Source organism: Streptomyces sp. C36 (assembly GCF_040932295.1).
Taxonomy (GTDB): domain Bacteria; phylum Actinomycetota; class Actinomycetes; order Streptomycetales; family Streptomycetaceae; genus Streptomyces; species Streptomyces triculaminicus.
On sequence record NZ_JBFQGI010000002.1, the window covers coordinates 709,106 to 729,501 of the forward strand.

Below are 20,396 nucleotides of genomic sequence, written 5' to 3' on the forward strand. Positions count from 1 at the left end.
GGCGGACCCCGGGCCCCGCCCGTCAACCCCGCCCCGGTAAAGCCCATTAGGCTGGGGCCGCCGGCGAAGGTCGCCGGAGAAGAGCCGTTCTGCCGCCGCCGAGGAGCCGTCCGCCGTGTCAGACCCCCTTCGCCCCCGGGCGTCCCTCCGTACCGCCGTGGTCTGGGAGGTCCTGCGGGACGCCCTGGACCGCCGGGTCAAGGCCGCCGGCCGGGATGCCCTGGAGGTCCTCGACACCGGTGGCGGCTCCGGCAAGTTCGCCGTCCCCCTCGCCCGGCTCGGCCACCGCGTCACCGTCGTCGACCCCAGCCCCAACGCCCTCTTCGCCCTCGAGCGCCGGGCCGCCGAGGCCGGCGTCGCCGACCTCGTCCACGGCGTCCAGGGCGACGCCCACGGCCTCTTCGACGTCGCCGAGCGCGGCGGCTACGACCTCGTGCTGTGCCACGGCGTGCTGGAGTACGTCGAGGACCCCGCCGAGAGCGTGCGCAACGCCGTCGCCGCGCTGCGCCCCGCCGGCACCCTCAGCCTGCTCGCCGCCGGGACCGGCGGCGCCGTGCTCGCCCGCGCCCTGGCCGGGCACTTCACCGAGGCCCACCGGGCGCTCACCGACCCCGCGGGCCAGTGGGGAGCGGGCGACGCCCTCGCCCGCCGGTTCACCGCCGACCAGCTCTCCGGCCTGGTCACCGACGCCGGGCTCGAGGTCTCGGCGGTGCACGGCGTGCGCGTCTTCGCCGACCTGGTGCCCGGCGTGCTCGTCGACGCCGAGCCCGGCGCCATGGACGCGCTCCTGCGCCTCGAGGCCGCCGCGGCCGAGCTGCCCGCCTTCCACTCCGTGGCCACTCAGCTGCACGTCCTGGCCGAGCGGGGCTGATCGCGCGCGGGCGCACACGGGCCGCCCCGTCGGCCCGTTCGCCCCGTATGATCGGGGGACACCGTCCGGCATGGCGGATCGGCGAGCAGGGAATGTACGTCCCGACGGCATCGATCGCCACACCGGGGCCGGTGGCCGAATTGGCGCAGAGGGGCGGGTTTCACGGGGGCGATTCCCTGCCTATCCTGAAAGGGTCGCACCCGGTCGCCCCCCGCGACCGACGAGTAGGAGGACTCCGTGCCGCTCTCGGAGCACGAGCAGCGCATGCTCGAGCAGATGGAGCGAGCGCTGTACGCCGAAGATCCCAAGTTCGCGACAGCGCTCGAGGGCAGCGGCCTGCGCACGTACACCCGGCGACGGGTCTACCAGGCGGTCGCGGGTTTTCTGGTGGGCATCGCGCTCCTCATGGCCGGAATGGTCGCCCAGCGGATCTGGATCAGCGTCGTGGGCTTCCTCGTCATGCTGAGCTGCGCCGTGCTCGCGGTGACGGGGTGGCGCAAGGCGCCCAGGCCCGGCGCGCAGCGGAACGCCGGACCGGGCATGCCGCGACGGCAGGCCGTCCGGCGACGCGGAATGATGGACCGGATCGAGCAGCGCTGGCAGCGCCGCCGCGACGAACAGGGCCACTGAGCCCGGCAGTCGAGCCTTGAGAACCGAGCCCACGGGGGCCAGGACACGATCCTGGCCCCCGTGGGCTTTTCCGTCACTTCCGGTCGCCTTCGGTCGCCTTCCGGCCCCGCCCGCCACTGCCCGGGGCCGCCGTTCCCGCGCCCGCCCGGCGGGCGCGGGACGCCTTAGCCCCGTCGCCCGGTCCTGAGCCCCGCGGCGATCCCGCGCAGCGCGGCCCCGCCCCGGCGCCAGGCCCGGCCCACGGGCCCGGAACGCAGCGCGGCGCCGGCCGCCGCCCGGCGGCGGGCGGCGGCCCGCACGACGCGGACGGCGCTGCGCGGCGCCAGCCGGGCCCGCAGCCGGGCCCGGGGAGCGGCCGAGGCGTGCAGGCCGGCCCGTACGAGCTCGACGTCGCCGACCAGCCCTTCGGCCGGGCTCGGGCCGGGGGCGTACAGCGTCCGCTCCACCGCCGTGGCCACCCGCCCGGCGGCCTCGGCGGCGGGCCCCTCCAGGCGGGCCGCCACCACGATCCGGTCGGCGGCCATCCTGGGGGTGCGGGAGTCGTCGGGCGGAATGCCGTAGTCCCAGGCGGAGTCGGTCAGCTCGCGCCAGGCGGCCAGCGTGCGGGCCGCCGGCTCGCCGGGGGAGCGCGCCCCGCCCAGCCGCCGGGCCCGGGCCCGTATCCGCCAGAGCATCGGCAGCAGGGGCAGCGCCAGCGCCGCCAGGCAGGCCAGCGCGAAGCCCGCGACCGTGAGCGGGGAGGTGCTCCCGCCGGCCTCCGTGGCGCTCGCCCGGGAGGCGGGCCCGGGGCAGCCGGCGAGCTTCCTCTGCTCCGGCGGGCACGCCGGGTCCACCGAGGGCGCCGCCGACGGGACGGTCCGGCGGCTCGGCGCCGGCACCGGGGCGCCGGGGTCGGGCACGGTGGGCGCCTGGGCGACCGTGTACTCGGGCTGGGTGCCCCGGCTCGGGGTGGGCTCGAACCGAGTCCACCCGGCGCCTTCGAAGTACAGCTCGGGCCAGGCGTGCGCGTCCTTCGACCCCACCGACATCGACCCGTCCGCCTGCGGGCTGCCCGGCGTGAAGCCGACCGCCACCCGGGCGGGAATGCCCAGCGTCCGGGCCATGGCCGCCATGGAGAAGGAGAAGTGGACGCAGAAGCCGCGCTTCTCCTCGAGGAAGCGGGCTATGGCGTCGTGGCCGCTGCCCGAGCGCACCTCGGTGTCGTAGCGGAAGCCGCCGCCCACGGCGAAGAAGTCCTGGAGCCTGATCGCCTGCTCGTAGGCGTTGGCCGCCCCGGCGGTCACCTCGCGGGCGGTCCGCGCCACCACCGCCGGCACGTTGCCCGGGACCTGGGTGTACTCGCGCAGCAGCGCCTCGGGAGGCGCCGGGGCGGCCGCGAGCTGCGCGGCCGTCGGCTGCACCCGCAGGACGGCGACCTCGTAGCGCAGGCCCCGGGTGGTCTGGCCGTGGTCGCCGACCAGGGTGCGGCCTTCGGGCTCGTAGCGCCACTTGCCCGTGAGCCTGTCGACGCTCTGGGCGGGATAGGGCATCGGCAGGTAGTTCTGGGCGTAGCCGTCGGCGGCCGCGAAGGACATCCCGACCGGGTCCGCCCGCACCTCCGGCGCCAGGCCGGTGGGCGCCGGCAGCATCGGCATCGGCACATTGGTGATCCGCCGCTCCGAGGCCCGCCATGACGCCCCGTCGAACCGGTCGAGGGAGACGATCCGCAGATACAGATCCTGACCCCCCTGGGGGGCGACGCGATAGCGCAGGACCTCGCGGTTCTCCGGCTGGTTGAGGCTGTTCTGCAGCGACACCAGGGGATTGACCGCCGAGATGGTGCCGCCGGAGCCGCCGGGTCCGTCGCCCCGGCCGCGCGGCTGCAGCAGCCCGCCGCCGATCGACGGCAGCGCCGCCGGCGCCACCAGCGCGATGCCCAGCACCAGCGCGCCGATGCGGTGGCCCGTGCGGACGGGGCTCGGCCCGCGGCCCGCCCCGATCGCGGCCGGGCCGTCCGCGGAGGGCGGCTGCCCGCCGAAGACGCGACCCCAGCGCGAGAGCCGCTCGCGGCCCTCGGCCAGGAGCATCAGGAGATAGCCGGCCGCGGCCGGCAGGAACAACAGCCACTCCGAGCCGCCCTTGGCCAGCCCGGCGCCGATCGAGTACAGCGCGAGCAGCGGCAGGCCCGCCGGGGCCGCGCCGCCGTACGTGACCGCCAGCGCGTCCACGACCAGGCCGACCAGCAGCACCCCGCCGACCAGCAGCAGCCTGAGGGCCACGGTCGCCGGCGCCGGGATGGCGTACCGCCCGATGTCGTCCAGGCTCTCGCGCAGCAGATGGTCGAAGTGCTGGAGGACGTCCGGTCCCGGGAGCACCCCGGCGACGGCCTGCCCGCGGGCGAAGACCACGGTCAGCAGCAGCAGCGAGGTCACCGCCTGCAGCGCGATGGTCAGGGGCGCGGCCAGCGGCACCCGGCGCGCCACCACGCCGACGGCGCTCTGGACCGTCAGCAGCAGCGCGGCCTGCAGGATCCAGCTGGTCCGGTCGACCAGAGGCAGCATCGCGCAGGCCGCCCCGAGCGTCGCCAGCGCGGCGCACACCGCCGGCCATACCCGCCCGTTCATGTCCGGCCCCCCATCGCCGTGCCCGTCCTGCCGCCCGCCGCGCCTCCGGCGGTCGTGTCCTCCCGGACCCCCGGCGCGCCCGCCAGCCGCCACAGGGCGGGCAGCGTGACGCCGGGGCCCACGGCCAGCGCCGTCCACCCGGCCTCGCGCAGCAGCCGCAGCCCCGCGCCGGCCCCGGCCGTCGCACCGCGGCCCGCCCACGCGTCCGCGTCCAGGACGAAGGCGACGGCCGTACCGCCGCGCGGCCGCATCCGGGCGGCCACCGCCGCCTGCCGCTCGTCCAGCTCGCCGAGGAAGGCGATGAGCAGCCCCTCGCCCGAGCCGTCGCGCAGCGCGTCGTACGCCGGGGACAGGTCCGTCCCCTCGGAGTGGTCCAGCACGGCCAGGGCGTCCAGCAGCAGCCCGGCCGCCTCGGCCGGTACGGCGTGCCCGTCCGGGCCGCCGGGCCCCGTCAGGAGGCCGCCGGTGTCGGTCAGCAGCCGCACCGTGAAGCCGCGCTCCAGCAGGTGCAGCGCGGCGGACGCGGCCCCCGACACCGCCCACTCGAACGGCGAGTCCGGGCCCGCGCCCTCGTAGGCCACGCCCCGGGTGTCCAGCAGCACCGTGCAGTGCGCCCGCCGGGGCTGCTCCTCGCGGCGCACCATCAGCTCGCCATGGCGGGCCGTGGAGCGCCAGTGCACCCGGCGCAGGTCGTCGCCGTGGCGGTATTCACGCGGAATGACATCGTCCTCGCCGGCCAGGGCGAGCGAGCGCAGGCTGCCGTCGCCGTGGCCCAGGGCCCCGCCGCCCAGCCGCAGGGGCGGCAGCGCGTCGACGCGCGGCACGACCGTGAGCACGTCGTACGCGCTGAAGCTCCGGCTCAGCTCGCACATCCCGAAGGGGTCGCTCAGCCGCAGCTGCAGCGGGCCCAGCGGATAGCGGCCGCGCAGGGGGGAACGGACCCGGTAGGACACCTCGCGCCGGCCGCCCGGCTCGATCCGCTCCAGCACGAAGCGCGGGCGCGGGCCCAGGGCGTAGGGCACCCGGTCCTGCAGCATCAGCAGGCCCGTGGGCAGCCGCGAGACGTTGTCCAGGCGCAGGCTCACCCGGGCCTCGCCCAGGGCGGACACCCGCGCGGGCGTCAGCCGTCTGCTGCCCGTGACGCGCTGGCGGCCGGCCTGCAGGACGAGCACGCACACCAGGGGCAGCACGGCCAGTAACAGCCCGACGCGCAGCAGGTCCTCCTGGCCCAGGACGTAGGCGCACCCGGCCGCGGCGACGCCGGCCGCCAGGAAGGAGCGGCCCCGGGTGGTCAGCCCGGCGAACGCCGCCCCCAGATTCCGGAGCCGGCCAGGCCGGGGCGGGGCGTCGGCGGACATCACAGCCGCCGGGCGCCCGGCGGCTGCTGGCCGAACGGGTCGGGCAGCGGCGTGCGCTGCAGGAGGTCCATGACGATCAGCTCGGCCGTGCGTCGGTTGAGCTGGGCCTGCGCGGTGGGCAGCAGCCGGTGCGCGAGCACCGCGACGGCCAGCGCGCGCACGTCGTCGGGCAGGGCGAAGTCGCGCCCCGCGAGCGCGGCGGCCGCCTTCGCCGCCCGCACCAGGTGCAGCGTTGCGCGGGGCGACGCGCCGAGTCTGAGATCCGGGTGGTGACGGGTGGCGGTGACCAGGTCGACCGCGTACCGCCGCACGGACTCGGCGACGTGCACCGAGCGCACCGCGTCGATCATCTTGACGATCTCGTGGGCGTGGGCCACCGGCTGCAGGTCGTCCAGCGGGGAGAAGCCGGCGTGCGCGTCCAGCATCCGCAGCTCGGCCTCCGGGCTGGGATAGCCCATCGACACCCGGGCCATGAAGCGGTCGCGCTGCGCCTCGGGCAGCGGATACGTGCCCTCCATCTCCACGGGGTTCTGCGTGGCGACCACCATGAAGGGGCCGGGCAGCTCGTAGGTGTGCCCGTCGACGGTGACCTGGCGCTCCTCCATCGACTCCAGCAGCGCCGACTGGGTCTTGGGCGAGGCGCGGTTGATCTCGTCGCCGATCACGATCTGCGCGAAGATCGCGCCGGGCTTGAACTCGAAGTCGCGGCGCTGCTGGTCGTAGACGCTCACGCCGGTGATGTCCGAGGGCAGCAGGTCCGGGGTGAACTGGATGCGCCGCACCGAGCAGTCCAACGACCGCGCCAGCGCCTTGGCGAGCATCGTCTTGCCGACCCCGGGCACGTCCTCGATCAGCAGGTGGCCCTCGGCGAGCAGCACGGTCAGCGACAGCCGTACGACCTCCGGCTTGCCCTCGATCACACCCTCCACCGACCTGCGGACGCGGTCCGCGGTCGTGGTCAGATCGCTGAGGCTCGCTCGCTCGTCATAGGTCGTCACCCGGCCCTCCTCGGCCAATACCGGGGCATGATCCGACGGGTCACGGACCGCCCCCCTCCCAGCGTGGACGCCGCGCCCGCGATCACGGAGGCGGCGTCCTACGCATTCTGTCCGTCCACGGCGGTTCCCGTCACCGCCTGTGGATAACTCGCGACCCGGCCGGGGATTCCGGCCGCCGCGACGGTGCCCCCCCCGGGCTCAGGGCCGGGGTTCGATCTCGCGCAGCCGGCCGGTGGTGACGTCGAAGACGAAGCCGCGCACGTCGTCGCGGTACGGCAGGAAGGGAGACGTCCGCACGCGCTGCATGGACTGGCGCACGTCCTGGTCGAGGTCCTTGAACGCCTCGACCGCCCAGGCCGGCCGCTGGCCGACCTCAGCCTCGATCTCGTGCCGGAAGTCCTCGGTGAGGTTCAGCAGGCCGCAGCCGGTGTGGTGGATCAGCACGACCGAGCGGGTGCCCAGGGCGCGCTGGCTGATGGTGAGCGAGCGGATGATGTCGTCGGTGACCACACCGCCCGCGTTGCGGATGGTGTGGCAGTCGCCCAGCTCCAGGCCGAGCGCCGCGTGGAGGTCCAGGCGGGCGTCCATACAGGCCACGATCGCGACCTTGAGCACCGGCCGGGCGTCCATGCCCGGGTCGCGGAAGGAGGAGGCGTACTTCGCGTTGGCGTCCACCAGATGGTCGGTAACCGTGGGTTCGGCGCGCTCGGCGTCGGAGCTGGGCTTTTGCGGCTGGGGCGCGGATATCGGCATAGGGATGAAGGTAGTCGCCGACCGGCCGCGGCGCACGCGCGGAGTGACGCGCCTGGCGGTTGGTTGACCGAGGGGACGAGTGGACTAAAGTGGCGCGAAGTGGGAGGCGTGACGCTCCCCTTGGAACCGAAGAAAAACCCATGTGCGCGCGGTGCGTACGTGCCTCTCGGCCTCCTCCCGCTCCCGGTCGCCCGGCCCCGTCTTCCCGGTGCCGAAGCGGCCGCTTCCCCTTCGAGCGGGCGGGGACCCGGTGGTGCGTGCGTCGGCGCGCGCGGGGCCTGCCTCCCCGGACTCTCAGAAGGGCGCATGAGCAGCAACGCGCGACACGTCCCCGTCATGCTCCAGCGCTGCCTGGACATGCTCGCTCCCGCTCTCACCGAGCCCGGCGCCGTCGTCGTCGACTGCACGCTGGGCGCCGGCGGGCACAGCGAGGCGCTGCTCAAGGCGTTCCCCGAGGTCCGGCTCGTCGCCCTCGACCGCGACCCCACCGCCCTGAAGCTCGCCGGCGAGCGGCTCGCCCCGTTCGGCGAGCGCGCCACGCTGGTGCGGGCGGTCTACCACGAGCTGCCCGAGGTGCTCGAGCGGCTCGGCATCCCGAGCGTGCAGGGCGTCCTCTTCGACCTCGGCGTGTCCTCCATGCAGCTCGACGAGGCCGACCGCGGCTTCGCCTACGCCCAGGACGCGCCGCTGGACATGCGCATGGACCAGACCACCGGCATCAGCGCCGCCGAGGTCCTCAACACCTACCCGCCGGGCGAGCTGGTGCGCATCCTGCGCGCCTACGGCGAGGAGAAGCAGGCCAAGCGGATCGTCTCGGCCGTCGTCCGCGAGCGCGAGAAGGAGCCCTTCAGCAACAGCGCCCGGCTCGTCGAGCTGATCCGCGACGCCCTGCCGCAGGCCGCCAAGCGCACCGGCGGCAACCCCGCCAAGCGCACCTTCCAGGCCCTGCGCATCGAGGTCAACGCGGAGCTGGCCTCCGTGGAGGCGGCCATCCCCGCCGCGGTCGCGGCCCTGGCGGTCGGCGGCCGGATCGCCGTCCTGTCGTACCAGTCGCTCGAGGACCGCATCGTCAAGGGCGTCTTCGCGGCCGGCGCCGCCACCACGGCCCCGCCCGGGCTGCCGGTCGTGCCCGAGCGCTACCAGCCCCGGCTGAAGCTGCTCACGCGCGGCGCCGAGCTGCCCACCGAGGAGGAGATCGCCGAGAACAGGCGAGCCGCCCCGGCCCGCCTGCGCGGCGCCGAACGCATCCGCGAGGACATCTTGTGACCCCGGCCGCCCGCCGGGGCAGCCGGCTCGCCCGGCTGCTTCCCGCCGGGGCCGTGGGCGCCCGCCGCACCCCCTTCGTCCTGCTGGTCGTGGTGCTGCTGAGCTCCGGGCTGATCTCGCTGCTGCTGCTGAACTCCTCCCTCAACCAGGGGTCCTTCGAGCTCAGCAGGCTGCAGCGCAAGACCACGGAGCTGACCGACGAGCAGCAGGCGCTGCAGCAGGACGTCGACCGGCTCGCCGCCCCCGACGCGCTCGAGCGCCGCGCCCGCGACCTGGGCATGATCCCCGGCGGCAGCCCCGCCTTCCTCAACCCCGACGGCACCGTCAGCGGCGTCCCCGCCCCCGCCGGCTCGGACCCCTCGGCCGACGCGGCCTCCTACGTCGCCCCCGCCGAGCCGCCGCGCGCCCCGGAGGCCGCGCCCGCCGCCGCGCCCGCCCCGGCCGACCCGCCGGCCGTCGTGGCCCCCTCGCCGGCCGCCCCGCCGTCCGCCGCCGTCCCGCCCGTGCCCGTCCCCCCGGCGGCCGTAGGACCCCCGGCCCCCGCGGGCCCCGCCGCCACCCGCGCTCCGGCGCCCCCCGTCCCGGCCCTCCCCCCGGTCCCCGCGGCCGGGCACCCCGAACAGGTCAGGTAGGTGAGGTCGTGACGGCGCCCAGGCAGCCCCGCCGCCCGGTACCGGGGCCCGCGCGCCCCGTCGCGCGGCCCGTACGCCCCCGCCCGGGGGCGCAGGCCCTCAGGCTCGGCAGCCCCCGGCCCCGGCTGCGCCTGATCGGCGTGGGCCTCACCCTGGTCCTGCTGGTCTTCACCGTCCGGCTGCTGCAGGTGCAGGCCGTCGACGCCGACGCCTACGCGGCCCGCGCCAACCTCAACCGCTACATCCCCGTCACCCTGGCCGCCGAGCGCGGCGCCATCACCGACCGGTCCGGCATCGACCTGGCGACCACGGTCGACGCGTACGACATCACCGCCGCCCCCGACCTGCTCACCCCCGAGCGGATCAAGGCCCAGGGGGCCGCCCGGCAGGCCGCCGAGCTGCTCTCCCCGGTGCTGCGGGAGCCGGTCGAGACGCTGGAGCAGAAGCTCACCGCGAACCCCAAGTCGAAGTACGTGGTGCTCGCCCGCCGGCAGACCCCCCAGGTCTGGAAGAAGATCACCGAGCTGAAGAAGGCCCAGGCCGACAAGGCGGCCCGCAAGCAGGGGGCGAACGTCCTCGCGGGCGTCAACCGCGAGTCCCACAGCAAGCGCGTCTACCCCAACGGCGAGCTCGCCGCCGGGCTGCTGGGCTTCGTCAGCGCCGACGGCCAGGGCGGCGGCGGCCTGGAGGCCCAGCTGAACAAGCAGCTGGCGGGCAAGGAGGGCAAGCGCGTCTACGCCCAGTCCGGCGGCCGCCAGGTGCCCACCGGGGACGTCAAGGAACAGGCCGCGGTGCCCGGCTCCGACGTCGAGCTGACCATCGACCGCGACATCCAGTGGGCCGCGCAGAACGCCATCGCCCGCCAGGTGGAGGAGTCCGGCGCCGACCGCGGCTACGTCGTCGTCCAGGACACCCGCAGCGGCGAGATCCTCTCCATGGCCAACGCCCCCGGCTACAACCCCAACGAGCTCGCCCGGGCCGACGGCTCCGCCATGGGCAACTTCGCCCTCCAGGACGCCTACGAGCCCGGCAGCGTCAGCAAGGTCATGACCATGGCCGCCGTCCTCGAGGAGGGCGTGGCCACGCCCTCCACCCGCGTCGAGGTGCCCAACCGGCTGCCGCGCGCCGACCGCTCGTTCGCCGACGACGTCGACCACCCCACCTGGCACCTCACCCTCAACGGCGTGCTCGCCAAGTCCAGCAACATCGGCACGATCCTGGCCAGCGAGCAGCTCGGCAAGAGCCGCCGGCAGGCCAACGAGGTCCTCTACACCTACCTGCGGAAGTTCGGCATCGGCCGCCCCAGCGGCCTCGGCTTCCCCGGCGAGACCCCGGGCATCCTCGCCAAGCCGCAGGAGTGGAAGTCCTCGCGGCCGTACACCATCCCCTTCGGCCAGGGCCTGTCCCTCAACGCCGTCCAGGCCGCGTCCGTCTACTCCACCATCGCCGCCGGCGGCGAGCGCGTACAGCCCTCGCTGGTGCGCGGCACCAAGGGCCCCGACGGCCACTTCGCCGCCGCGCCCGCCCCGCCGCGCACCCGGGTGATCAGCCAGAAGACCGCCCGGCAGCTCACCGAGATGCTGGAGTCGGTCGTCGACGACCAGGAGGGCACCGGCACCAAGGCGAAGATCCCGGGCTACCGGGTGGCCGGCAAGACCGGCACCTCCAACCGGGTGGACCCGCAGACCGGCCGCTACCACGGCTACACCGCCTCCTTCGCCGGTTTCGCCCCCGCCGACCAGCCCCGGATCACGGTCTACTGCGCCATCCAGAACCCCACTCGGGGCAGCTACTTCGGCGGCCAGATCTGCGGACCGGTCTTCAAGCAGGTCATGGAGTTCGCCCTGAAGACGCTCCAGGTGCCGCCGTCGGGCTCGCAGCCGCCCCGGCTGCCGGTGAGCTACGAGTGAGCCGGGTCCGCCGTGACGACGATCACTCCCGATCCGGGGAACCGCGGCCCGGCGGGCCCCTCGCTTCGCGACGAGGCGGGTACGCCCGGTACGCTCACCGCCGTGCCCCACGCTGATCAGTCCCACACCACCTCCCAGGACGCCCCCGCCGCGCACCCGGGAGCGCCCCGCCCCACCCGCGTCGGTCCCGTGCCCCTCACGGAGCTGGCCGGTCAGCTGGGCATCCCCGCGCCCCAGGGCGCGCCCGAGGTCCGAGTCACCGGCATCACCCACGACTCGCGGGCCGTCCGCCCCGGCGACGTCTACGCCGCCCTGCCGGGCGCCCGCTTCCACGGCGCCGACTTCGCGGCCCAGGCCGCGGAGCGCGGCGCCGCCGCCGTGCTCACCGATCCGGCGGGCGCCGAGCGCGCCGCCGCCACCGGGCTGCCCGTCCTGAGCGTGGACGACCCGCGCGGCCGGATGGGCGCCCTGGCCGCCACGATCTACGGCCGGCCCGGCGGCGAGCTGCTCCAGATCGGCATCACCGGCACCTCCGGCAAGACCACCACCGCCTACCTCATCGAGGGCGGCCTGCGGGCCCTGGCCGGGCCCACGGGCCTGATCGGCACGGTGGAGTCCCGCATCGGCGACGAGCGGATCAAGTCGGAGCGCACCACCCCCGAGGCCACGGACCTGCAGGCGCTGTTCGCCGTGATGCGCGAGCGCGGCGTGCGCTCGGTCGCCATGGAGGTCTCCAGCCACGCCCTGCGGCTCGGCCGCGTCGACGGCTGCGTCTTCGACGTCGCCGTCTTCAACAACCTCAGCCCCGAGCACATGGAGTTCCACTCGGGCATGGAGGACTACTTCGCCGCGAAGGCGGAGCTGTTCACCAAGGAGCGCAGCCGCCTGGGCGTGGTGAACGCCGACGACGAGTACGGCCGCCGGCTGGCCCGCGGCGAGTCCGAGGTCCCGGTGATCACCTTCTCCGCCGAGGGCCGCGAGGACGCCGACTGGCGCGCGGTGGACGTGGAGATCGGCCCGTTCGACTCGACCTTCACGGTGCTGGGCCCCGAGGGCCGGTCCGCGACCGCCAGGGCGCCGCTCGCCGGCCCCTTCAACGTGGCCAACGCGCTCGCCGCCATCGTCGCCCTGGTCGCCGCGGGCGCCGACCCGCAGGCCGCCGCCGACGGCGTCGCGGCCGTCCCCGGCGTGCCCGGCCGGCTCGAGCGCGTCGACGCCGGCCAGCCCTACCTGGCGGTGGTCGACTACGCCCACAAGACGGACGCCGTCGAATCGGTTCTCCGCGCCCTGCGCGCGGTCGGCACGGGCCGCATCCACGCCGTCCTCGGCTGCGGCGGCGACCGCGACACCACCAAGCGCGCCCCCATGGGTGCCGCGCTGGCCCGCGGCGCCGACACGGCCGTACTGACCTCCGACAACCCCCGCTCCGAGGACCCGCTCGCGATCCTCGCCACCATGCTCGCGGGCGCCGCCGAGGTGCCCGCCGCCGAGCGCGGCACGGTCCTCCTGCTGGAGGAGCGTGCCGCCGCCATCGCCGCCGCCGTCGCCCGCGCCGAGCCCGGCGACACCGTCCTGGTCCTGGGCAAGGGCCACGAGCAGGGCCAGGACATCGCCGGAGTGGTACGCCCCTTCGACGACCGCCAGGTGCTGCGCGAGGCCATCGAGGCCGAGCGGCTGCGTGTGCCGTCCAAGCACCGGAACGACCAGGGATGACAGACCGCCATGCGCGCACAACCCTCCCCCCGGCAGCCCTCCCCAGCGGCAGGAGGTGACCTTCGGTGATCGCCCTGTCCCTCGCCGAGATCACCGCCATCGTCGGCGGGCAGCAGCACGACATACCGGACCCGGCCGCCCGGGTCACCGGACCCGTCGTGATCGACTCCCGTGAGGTGCGGCCCGGCAGCCTGTTCGCCGCCTTCACCGGCGAACACGTCGACGGCCACGACTTCGCCGAGCGCGCGGTCGCCGCGGGCGCGACGGCCGTGCTGGCCGCCCGCCCCGTGGGCGTTCCCGCCATCGTCGTCGACGACGTCGAGCGGGCGCTGGGCGCCCTGGCCCGCGCCGTCGTCGAGCGGCTCGGCACCACGGTCGTCGCGCTGACCGGCTCGGCCGGCAAGACCAGCACCAAGGACCTGATCGCGCAGCTGCTGGAGCGCATCGGCGCCACCGTGTGGCCGCCCGGATCCCTCAACAATGAGATCGGCCTGCCGCTGACCGCGCTGCGCGCCACCGAGGACACCCGGCACCTCGTCCTGGAGATGGGCGCCCGCGGCATCGGCCACATCCGCTACCTCACCGAGCTCACCCCGCCGCGCATCGGCGTGGTCCTCAACGTCGGCACCGCCCACATCGGCGAGTTCGGCGGCCGCGAGCAGATCGCCCTGGCCAAGGGCGAGCTGGCCGAGGCGCTGCCCACCGAGGCCGAGGGCGGCGTCGCCGTGCTCAACGCCGACGACCCGCTGGTGCGGGCCATGAGCGGGCGGACCAAGGCCCGTACGGTCCTGTTCGGCGAGGCCGCCGACGCCGACGTCCGCGCGGAGAACGTCCGCCTGGACGGCGCCGGAATGCCCTCCTTCACGCTGCACACACCCACCGGGTGCGCCGACGTGACCATGCGGCTGTACGGTGAGCACCACGTGTCGAACGCGCTCGCCGCGGCCGCCGTCGCCCATGAGCTGGGCATGCCCGTCCAGGAGATCGCCTCGGCGCTCTCCGCCGCGGGCCAGCTCTCGCGCTGGCGCATGGAGGTCACCGAGCGCGCGGACGGCGTGACGATCGTCAACGACGCCTACAACGCGAACCCCGACTCCATGCGAGCGGCGCTGCGCGCGCTGGTCGCGATGGGCGAAGCCGCACGGGCTAGGGGCGGACGTACGTGGGCAGTACTCGGTCAGATGGCCGAGCTGGGCGGGGAGTCACTCGCCGAGCACGACGCTGTCGGGCGGCTCGCCGTCCGGCTCAACGTCAGCAAGCTCGTGGCAGTCGGGGGCAGGGAAGCGGCCTGGCTGCGGATGGGCGCCTATAACGAGGGTTCGTGGGGTGAGGAGTCGGTGCACGTGTCCGACGCGCAGGCGGCGGTCGACCTGTTGCGCAGCGAGCTGCGCCCGGGAGACGTCGTACTGGTGAAGGCGTCCAGGTCGGTGGGGCTGGAGCGGGTGGCCGAGCAGCTGCTCGCCGTCGACGGTGAGGTCGCCGGCTGATGAACCAGATCCTCTTCGCGGGTGTCATCGGTCTGTTCCTGACCCTCATCGGCACCCCGCTGCTGATCAAGTTCCTTGCCCGCAAGGGCTACGGCCAGTTCATCCGTGACGACGGCCCGCGCGGCCACGCCGGCAAGAAGGGCACGCCCACCATGGGCGGCATCGCCTTCATCCTGGCGACGCTCATCGCGTACGCCGTGACGAAGGTGATCACCAGCAGGGAGCCGACGACGTCGGGTCTGCTGGTGCTGTTCCTGACCGCCGGTATGGGCCTGGTCGGCTTCCTCGACGACTACATCAAGATCGTCAAGCAGCGGAGCCTGGGCCTGCGCGCCAAGGCCAAGATGGCCGGTCAGCTGATCGTCGGCATCGCCTTCGCGGTGCTCGCGCTGCAGTTCGCCGACACCCGGGGCCAGACCCCGGCCTCCACGCGGCTGTCCTTCACCCAGGACTTCGGCTGGACCGTCGGCCCGGTGATCTTCGTGATCTGGGCGCTGTTCATGATCCTCGCGATGTCGAACGGCGTGAACCTCACCGACGGCCTCGACGGCCTGGCCACCGGCGCCTCGGTGATGGTCTTCGGCGCGTACGTCTTCATCGGCACCTGGCAGCACGGCCAGTCCTGCGGCAACCCGCTGACCGCCGGCGCCTCCTGCTACGAGGTACGCGACCCGCTCGACCTCGCCGTCGTCGCCTCGGCCCTGATGGGCTCCTGCTTCGGCTTCCTGTGGTGGAACACCTCGCCCGCCAAGATCTTCATGGGTGACACCGGCTCGCTCGCCCTCGGCGGCGCCCTCGCGGGCCTGGCCATCTGCTCCCGCACCGAGCTGCTGCTCGCGCTGCTGGGCGGCCTGTTCGTCCTGATCACCATGTCCGTGGTGATCCAGGTCGGTTCCTTCCGCCTCACCGGGAAGCGCGTCTTCCGGATGGCCCCGCTGCAGCACCACTTCGAACTCAAGGGGTGGAGCGAGGTCCTTGTGGTGGTCCGCTTCTGGATCATCCAGGGTCTGTGCGTGGCCGTCGGACTCGGAATCTTCTACGCCGGATGGTTGGCCATCAAGTGAGCTCCCAGAGCTGGAACGGCAAGCACATCACCGTCGCCGGCCTCGGCGTGAGCGGCATCAGCGCCGCCCGCGCCCTGGCCGGCCTCGGCGCGCGGGTGACCGTCGTCGACGGCGGCGACAGCGAGGCGCTGCGCGAGCGCGCGGCGACCCTCCAGGAGCAGGGGATCGCGGTCCGCCTCGACGACGCCCACACCCTGCCCGAGGGCACCGAACTCGTCGTCACCTCGCCCGGCTGGAAGCCGGAGAGCCCGCTCTTCGCGGCCGCCGCCGAGGCGGGCGTCGACGTGGTCGGCGATGTCGAGATCGCCTGGCTGCTGCGCGACGACAAGTCCGCGCCCTGGCTGGCGGTCACCGGCACCAACGGCAAGACCACCACCGTGCAGATGCTGGCCTCCATCCTGGAGGCCGCCGGCCTGCGCACCGCCGCCGTCGGCAACATCGGCACGCCGATCATCGACGTGGTGCTCGGCGAGCAGGAGTACGACGTGCTCGCCGTCGAGCTCTCCAGCTACCAGCTGCACTGGGCGCCCTCGCTGCGCGCCCACTCCGCCGCCGTGCTCAACCTCGCGCCCGACCACCTCGACTGGCACGGCTCCATGCGGGCCTACGCCGCCGACAAGGGCCGGATCTACGAGGGCAACACGGTCGCCTGCGTCTACAACGTCGAGGACCCGCGCACCGAGCACCTGGTCCGCGAGGCCGACGTCGAGGAGGGCTGCCGGGCCATCGGCTTCACCCTCGGCGCCCCCGGCCCGTCCATGCTCGGCGTGGTCGACGGCCTGCTCGTCGACCGGGCCTTCGTGGAGAACCGCCACCAGCAGGCGCAGGAGCTCGCCGAGGTCTCCGACATCACGCCCCCGGCTCCCCACAACATCGCCAACGCCCTCGCCGCCGCCGCCCTCGCCCGGGCCTTCGGCGTGGAGGCCGCGGCCGTGCGCGACGGGCTGCGGGCGTTCAGGCCCGACGCCCACCGCATCGCCCACGTCGCCGACGTCGACGGCGTCGCCTACGTGGACGACTCCAAGGCCACCAACACCCACGCCGCCCAGGCCTCGCTGGCCGCCTACGGGTCGATCGTGTGGATCGCCGGCGGCCTGGCCAAGGGTGCGACGTTCGACGAGCTGGTCACCGCCTCCGCGCCGCGGCTGCGCGGCGCCGTCCTGATCGGGGCCGACCGGGCGCTGATCAGGGAAGCGCTGGCGCGACACGCCCCGGATGTGCCGGTGGTGGACCTCGAGCGGACCGACACTGGGGCGATGGCCGCGGCGGTGCAGGAGGCGGCGCGGCTCGCCCGTCCCGGGGACACCGTGCTGATGGCCCCGGCGTGCGCCTCGATGGACATGTTCACCAACTACAACAAGCGCGGCGAGGCCTTCGCCGAGGCGGTACGCGCCCTGGCCGCCGGCCGCACCGCGGCCGAGTAGCCGCCGGTCCCCGCGCCGGGGGGCCGACCGGCCCGTCGGCCCGGCGCGGGAGACCAGCGAAGGGGAAACCCGGATGCACGCGGACGACATCGTGACGCCGCCCATCGCACGACGCCTGGGGCTGACGGCCCTGCGGGGCCCGGTGGCCCGCTCCCGGCCCGCACGGGCACCCCGCCCGGCGGGCCGCGGCTTCGCCGGCGGCCGTATGCCCGGTCGGCCGCCCCGTGGCGGCCCGCGCGGCCTGCGGGGGCTGCACGCCCGTGCCCGGCGCGCCTGGGACCGGCCGCTGACCGCGTACTACCTGGTCCTCGGCGGCTCCCTGCTGATCATCGTGCTGGGCCTGGTGATGGTCTACTCGGCCTCCCAGATCAAGGCGCTGCAGAACGGCCTGGCGCCCAGCTACTTCTTCCGCAAGCAGCTGCTGGCCGCCGCCATCGGCGCCGTCCTGCTGCTGGCGGCCGCCCGGACGCCCGTCCGGCTGCTGCGCGCGCTGGCCTACCCGCTGCTGGCGGTCTCGGTCTTCCTGCTGTGCCTGGTCCAGATGCCCGGCATCGGCGAGACGATCAACGGCAACACCAACTGGATCTCCCTCGGCGGCCCCTTCCAGCTCCAGCCCAGCGAGTTCGCCAAGCTGGCGCTGGTGCTGTGGGGCGCCGACCTGCTGGCCCGCAAGCAGTCCAAGAAGCTGCTGGGGCAGTGGAAGCACCTGCTGGTGCCGCTGGTGCCGGTGACCTTCCTGCTGCTCGGCCTGATCATGCTCGGCGGCGACATGGGCACCACCGTCGTGCTGACCACGGTGCTGCTCGGCCTGCTGTGGATCGCCGGCGCCCCCACCCGGCTCTTCGCCGGGGTGTTCGGCGTCACCGCCGCCCTGGCCGTACTCTTCATCAAGACCAGCGCCAACCGCATGTCCCGCCTGGAGTGCATCGGGGCCACGGACCCGGGTGCCAACGACCAGTGCTGGCAGGCCGTGCACGGGATCTACGCCCTGGCCAACGGCGGCCTGTTCGGCGCCGGCCTGGGCGCCAGTGTGGAGAAATGGGGCGAACTCCCCGAACCCCACACCGACTTCATCTTCGCCATCACCGGCGAGGAACTGGGCCTGGCGGGGACGCTGTCGGTCCTCGCCCTGTTCGCGGCTCTAGGCTATGCGGGTATCCGCGTGGCCGGACGCACGGAGGACCCCTTCGTGAGGTACGCCGCGGGAGGTGTGACCACCTGGATCACGGCCCAGGCCGTGGTCAACATCGGTGCGGTGCTCGGCCTGCTGCCGATCGCCGGTGTCCCGCTCCCGCTGTTCTCCTACGGAGGGTCCGCCCTGCTGCCGACCATGTTCGCCATCGGGCTCCTGATCGCCTTCGCGCGCGACGAACCCGGTGCGCGGGCGGCACTGGCCATGCGGCAGCCTGGGGTGAGATGGAAGACGATGAGACGGCGCGTCAAGAAGCGACCGTCCGGAGAGCGGTGAATTTCGGTGCATGTCGTACTCGCCGGCGGGGGGACCGCCGGCCACATCGAGCCCGCGCTCGCCCTCGCGGACGCCCTGCGCAGGCAGGACCCGACCGTGGGGATCACGGCGCTCGGCACGGAGCGGGGCCTGGAGACCCGGCTCGTGCCCGAGCGGGGCTATGAGCTGGGCCTGATTCCGGCCGTGCCGCTGCCCCGCAAGCCCACCCCGGAGCTGATCACCGTCCCTGGGCGGCTGCGCGGCACCATCAAGGCGGCCGAGCAGATCCTGGAGCGCACCCAGGCCGACTGCGTCGTCGGCTTCGGCGGCTATGTGGCGCTGCCCGGCTACCTGGCCGCCAAGCGGCTCGGTGTGCCGATCATCGTCCACGAGGCCAACGCCCGCCCCGGCCTGGCCAACAAGATCGGCTCGCGCTACGCCGCGTCCGTGGCGGTGAGCACCCCGGACAGCAAGCTGCGCAACGCCCGCTACGTGGGCATCCCGCTGCGCCGCACCATCGCCACCCTGGACCGGGCGGCCGTCCGCCCCGAGGCGCGGGCGTACTTCGGGCTCGACCCCAACCTGCCGACGCTGCTGGTCTCCGGTGGCTCGCAGGGTGCCCGTCGGCTGAACGAGGTCGTCCAGACGGTCGCGCCGCTGCTGCAGCGCTCCGGCATCCAGATCCTGCACGCGGTCGGTCCGAAGAACGACCTGCCGCACGCGGACAACATGCCCGGAATGCCGCCTTACATCCCGGTATCGTATGTAGACCGGATGGATCTCGCGTACGCCGCGGCCGACATGATGCTCTGCCGCGCGGGCGCGATGACCGTCGCCGAGCTGTCCGCCGTCGGCCTGCCGGCGGCCTACGTCCCGCTGCCGATCGGCAACGGCGAGCAGCGGCTCAACGCCCAGCCGGTGGTCAAGGCGGGCGGCGGCCTCCTGGTCGACGACGCCGAGCTGAGCCCCGAATGGGTGCAGAACAGCGTGGTTCCGGTGCTCTCCAACCCGCACCGGCTGTACGACATGTCCCGGGCCGCCGCCGAGTTCGGCCGCCGGGACGCCGACGAGCTGCTGGTCGGCATGGTGTACGAGGCGATCGCCGCACGCAGAGCGGGCTGACGCCGGTAGAGGCAGGAGGCTGGGAGCGTGGCCGGACCGACGACCGCCCGGCGCGGTGGCGAGAAGAACGCGAAGTCGAAATCGTCCCGATCGTCCAAGACGTCGAAGTCGTCCCGGACCGCGCTCCCGCCGTCCCGCCCACGCCGTCCGGGCGGCGGCCCCCGCGCGGGGCGCCCGGGCGGCTCCCGGCCCCTTGGGCGCCCGCCCAGGCGGCGCACGCTCCTGCTGTGGGGGGCGCTCGCCGTCATGGTGGGCGCGGGCGCCTGGTGGGCGCTCTACGGCTCCACCTGGCTGCGTGTCACCCACGTGGACGTCAGCGGGAACTCCGTGCTGACGGCCGGTGAGATCCGTGAGGTCGCCAAGGTGCCGCTCGGCGACCCCCTGGTCTCCGTGGACACCGACGCCATCGGCGAGCGGCTGCGCACCCGGCTGCGGCGGATCGGCGCGGTGGACGTCGTCCGGTCGTGGCCGCACGGAATCGGTCTGAAAGTGACAGAACGCCAGCCCAAAGCCCTCCTCGAAAGAGGCGGGAAGTTCATCGAAATCGACGGCGCCGGCGTGCGGTTCGCCACAGTCGATCATCCTCTGCGGGGCGTCCCCCGGCTGGTGATGGACGTCCCGGACGACTCGCCCAGCGCCCGGCGGTTCGGCACCGCCCGGCTCGAAGGAGCCGCCGTCCACGTCCTGACCTCCCTGCCCGGCTCGGCCCGCAAGGACACCCTGGCCGTGCGCGTACGCTCCTACGACGCCATCACGGTGGAGCTGACGGGGGGTCGGGCCGTCATCTGGGGCAGCTCCGAACGGGGCGAGGAGAAGGGCCGTACGCTCGCCGCCCTGCTCAGGGCGGCCGGGGGCGCGAAACGGTTCGACGTGAGCGCTCCGGGCGCCCCGGCGGTGTCCGGGAGTTGACGCCGTTCCGGATCGGCCAGCACCCTGGTTGGCTACGGCTATGGGTGATCACATAGGGTGAAAAGAAAAACGGGAGGTTCGGCGTGTTCGTTGAAGCCGCGCCGCTTGTCGACTTAGTGTCCTGCTTCAGAGAACCCACGGAACAGTGACACCGGTAACCCTAAACTTCAACGTTAGGGTTCGGGTCGGCATTGAGAACCGCCCCCAGG

General features: G+C 74.3%; 16 protein-coding genes. 12 read left to right on the plus strand and 4 right to left on the minus strand.

Features of this window, described 5'->3' with window-relative positions:
• Positions 1-115 precede the first annotated feature (115 nt).
• The gene (locus AB4K12_RS08840) at positions 116-871 is read left to right on the plus strand and encodes a methyltransferase domain-containing protein (RefSeq protein WP_362258991.1); all 756 of its coding nucleotides are present in this window, start codon (positions 116-118) and stop codon (positions 869-871) included.
• A gap of 237 nt (positions 872-1,108) precedes the next feature.
• Complete coding sequence (locus AB4K12_RS08845) at positions 1,109-1,501, plus strand: DUF3040 domain-containing protein (protein WP_086566054.1); 393 nt, start codon at positions 1,109-1,111, stop codon at positions 1,499-1,501.
• Positions 1,502-1,665: 164 nt separating this feature from the next.
• Here AB4K12_RS08845 and AB4K12_RS08850 read toward each other — a convergent pair whose 3' ends face one another.
• The 4 genes from AB4K12_RS08850 to AB4K12_RS08865 form a co-directional block, all read right to left on the minus strand.
• A complete protein-coding gene (locus tag AB4K12_RS08850; protein WP_368433646.1) occupies positions 1,666-4,104 on the minus strand; it encodes a transglutaminaseTgpA domain-containing protein in 2,439 nt (812 codons plus the stop codon).
• Positions 4,101-5,462: a DUF58 domain-containing protein gene (locus AB4K12_RS08855; RefSeq protein WP_368433647.1), complete on the minus strand. Its 1,362-nt coding sequence runs from the start codon at positions 5,460-5,462 to the stop codon at positions 4,101-4,103. The genes AB4K12_RS08850 and AB4K12_RS08855 overlap by 4 nt, the downstream gene beginning before the upstream one ends.
• Positions 5,462-6,460, minus strand: coding sequence for a MoxR family ATPase (locus AB4K12_RS08860; RefSeq protein WP_086566059.1), 999 nt, complete (start codon positions 6,458-6,460; stop codon positions 5,462-5,464). Before AB4K12_RS08860 ends, AB4K12_RS08855 begins: the two co-directional genes overlap by 1 nt.
• A gap of 198 nt (positions 6,461-6,658) precedes the next feature.
• Positions 6,659-7,213: a beta-class carbonic anhydrase gene (locus AB4K12_RS08865; protein WP_368433648.1), complete on the minus strand. Its 555-nt coding sequence runs from the start codon at positions 7,211-7,213 to the stop codon at positions 6,659-6,661.
• Positions 7,214-7,519: 306 nt separating this feature from the next.
• On the opposite strand from AB4K12_RS08865, the gene rsmH reads away from it, so the two are divergent.
• The 10 genes from rsmH to AB4K12_RS08915 all read left to right on the plus strand — a co-directional run bounded on the left by rsmH (position 7,520) and on the right by AB4K12_RS08915 (position 20,187).
• Positions 7,520-8,479, plus strand: a complete 960-nt coding sequence (gene rsmH / locus AB4K12_RS08870; protein WP_368433649.1) for a 16S rRNA (cytosine(1402)-N(4))-methyltransferase RsmH — start codon at positions 7,520-7,522, stop codon at positions 8,477-8,479.
• On the plus strand, positions 8,476-9,111 hold the full coding sequence (locus AB4K12_RS08875; RefSeq protein WP_368433650.1) for a septum formation initiator family protein: 636 nt from the start codon (positions 8,476-8,478) through the stop codon (positions 9,109-9,111). Before rsmH ends, AB4K12_RS08875 begins: the two co-directional genes overlap by 4 nt.
• An 8-nt stretch (positions 9,112-9,119) precedes the next feature.
• Complete coding sequence (locus AB4K12_RS08880; RefSeq protein WP_368433651.1) at positions 9,120-11,021, plus strand: peptidoglycan D,D-transpeptidase FtsI family protein; 1,902 nt, start codon at positions 9,120-9,122, stop codon at positions 11,019-11,021.
• Positions 11,022-11,033: 12 nt separating this feature from the next.
• Positions 11,034-12,734: a UDP-N-acetylmuramoyl-L-alanyl-D-glutamate--2,6-diaminopimelate ligase gene (locus AB4K12_RS08885; RefSeq protein WP_368433652.1), complete on the plus strand. Its 1,701-nt coding sequence runs from the start codon at positions 11,034-11,036 to the stop codon at positions 12,732-12,734.
• Between the two features lie 65 nt (positions 12,735-12,799).
• Entirely contained in the window at positions 12,800-14,221 is a 1,422-nt protein-coding gene (murF, locus tag AB4K12_RS08890; protein ID WP_362257579.1) for a UDP-N-acetylmuramoyl-tripeptide--D-alanyl-D-alanine ligase, read from the plus strand.
• The gene (mraY, locus tag AB4K12_RS08895; protein WP_086567477.1) at positions 14,221-15,285 is read left to right on the plus strand and encodes a phospho-N-acetylmuramoyl-pentapeptide-transferase; all 1,065 of its coding nucleotides are present in this window, start codon (positions 14,221-14,223) and stop codon (positions 15,283-15,285) included. Before murF ends, mraY begins: the two co-directional genes overlap by 1 nt.
• A complete protein-coding gene (murD, locus tag AB4K12_RS08900) occupies positions 15,282-16,709 on the plus strand; it encodes a UDP-N-acetylmuramoyl-L-alanine--D-glutamate ligase (RefSeq protein ID WP_368433653.1) in 1,428 nt (475 codons plus the stop codon). The genes mraY and murD overlap by 4 nt, the downstream gene beginning before the upstream one ends.
• Positions 16,710-16,914: 205 nt before the next feature.
• Positions 16,915-18,177 carry a putative lipid II flippase FtsW gene (gene ftsW / locus AB4K12_RS08905; protein ID WP_086567500.1) on the plus strand — a complete coding sequence of 421 codons (1,263 nt, stop codon included), beginning with the start codon at positions 16,915-16,917 and terminating at the stop codon, positions 18,175-18,177.
• 6 nt (positions 18,178-18,183) lie between these two features.
• On the plus strand, positions 18,184-19,278 hold the full coding sequence (gene murG, locus AB4K12_RS08910) for an undecaprenyldiphospho-muramoylpentapeptide beta-N-acetylglucosaminyltransferase (RefSeq protein WP_362257573.1): 1,095 nt from the start codon (positions 18,184-18,186) through the stop codon (positions 19,276-19,278).
• Positions 19,279-19,305: 27 nt separating this feature from the next.
• A complete protein-coding gene (locus AB4K12_RS08915) occupies positions 19,306-20,187 on the plus strand; it encodes a cell division protein FtsQ/DivIB (protein ID WP_368433654.1) in 882 nt (293 codons plus the stop codon).
• Positions 20,188-20,396: the final 209 nt, after the last annotated feature.

What these genes read in the sequence shown, in the direction of transcription:
- mraY (WP_086567477.1), top strand. Translation starts at nt 14,221, where the DNA reads ATGAACCAGATCCTCTTCGCGGGTGTCATCGGTCTGTTCCTGACCCTC.
- AB4K12_RS08855 (WP_368433647.1), bottom strand. Translation starts at nt 5,462, where the DNA reads ATGTCCGCCGACGCCCCGCCCCGGCCTGGCCGGCTCCGGAATCTGGGG.
- AB4K12_RS08865 (WP_368433648.1), bottom strand. Translation starts at nt 7,213, where the DNA reads ATGCCGATATCCGCGCCCCAGCCGCAAAAGCCCAGCTCCGACGCCGAG.
- rsmH (WP_368433649.1), top strand. Translation starts at nt 7,520, where the DNA reads ATGAGCAGCAACGCGCGACACGTCCCCGTCATGCTCCAGCGCTGCCTG.
- ftsW (WP_086567500.1), top strand. Translation starts at nt 16,915, where the DNA reads ATGCCCGGTCGGCCGCCCCGTGGCGGCCCGCGCGGCCTGCGGGGGCTG.
- AB4K12_RS08850 (WP_368433646.1), bottom strand. Translation starts at nt 4,104, where the DNA reads ATGAACGGGCGGGTATGGCCGGCGGTGTGCGCCGCGCTGGCGACGCTC.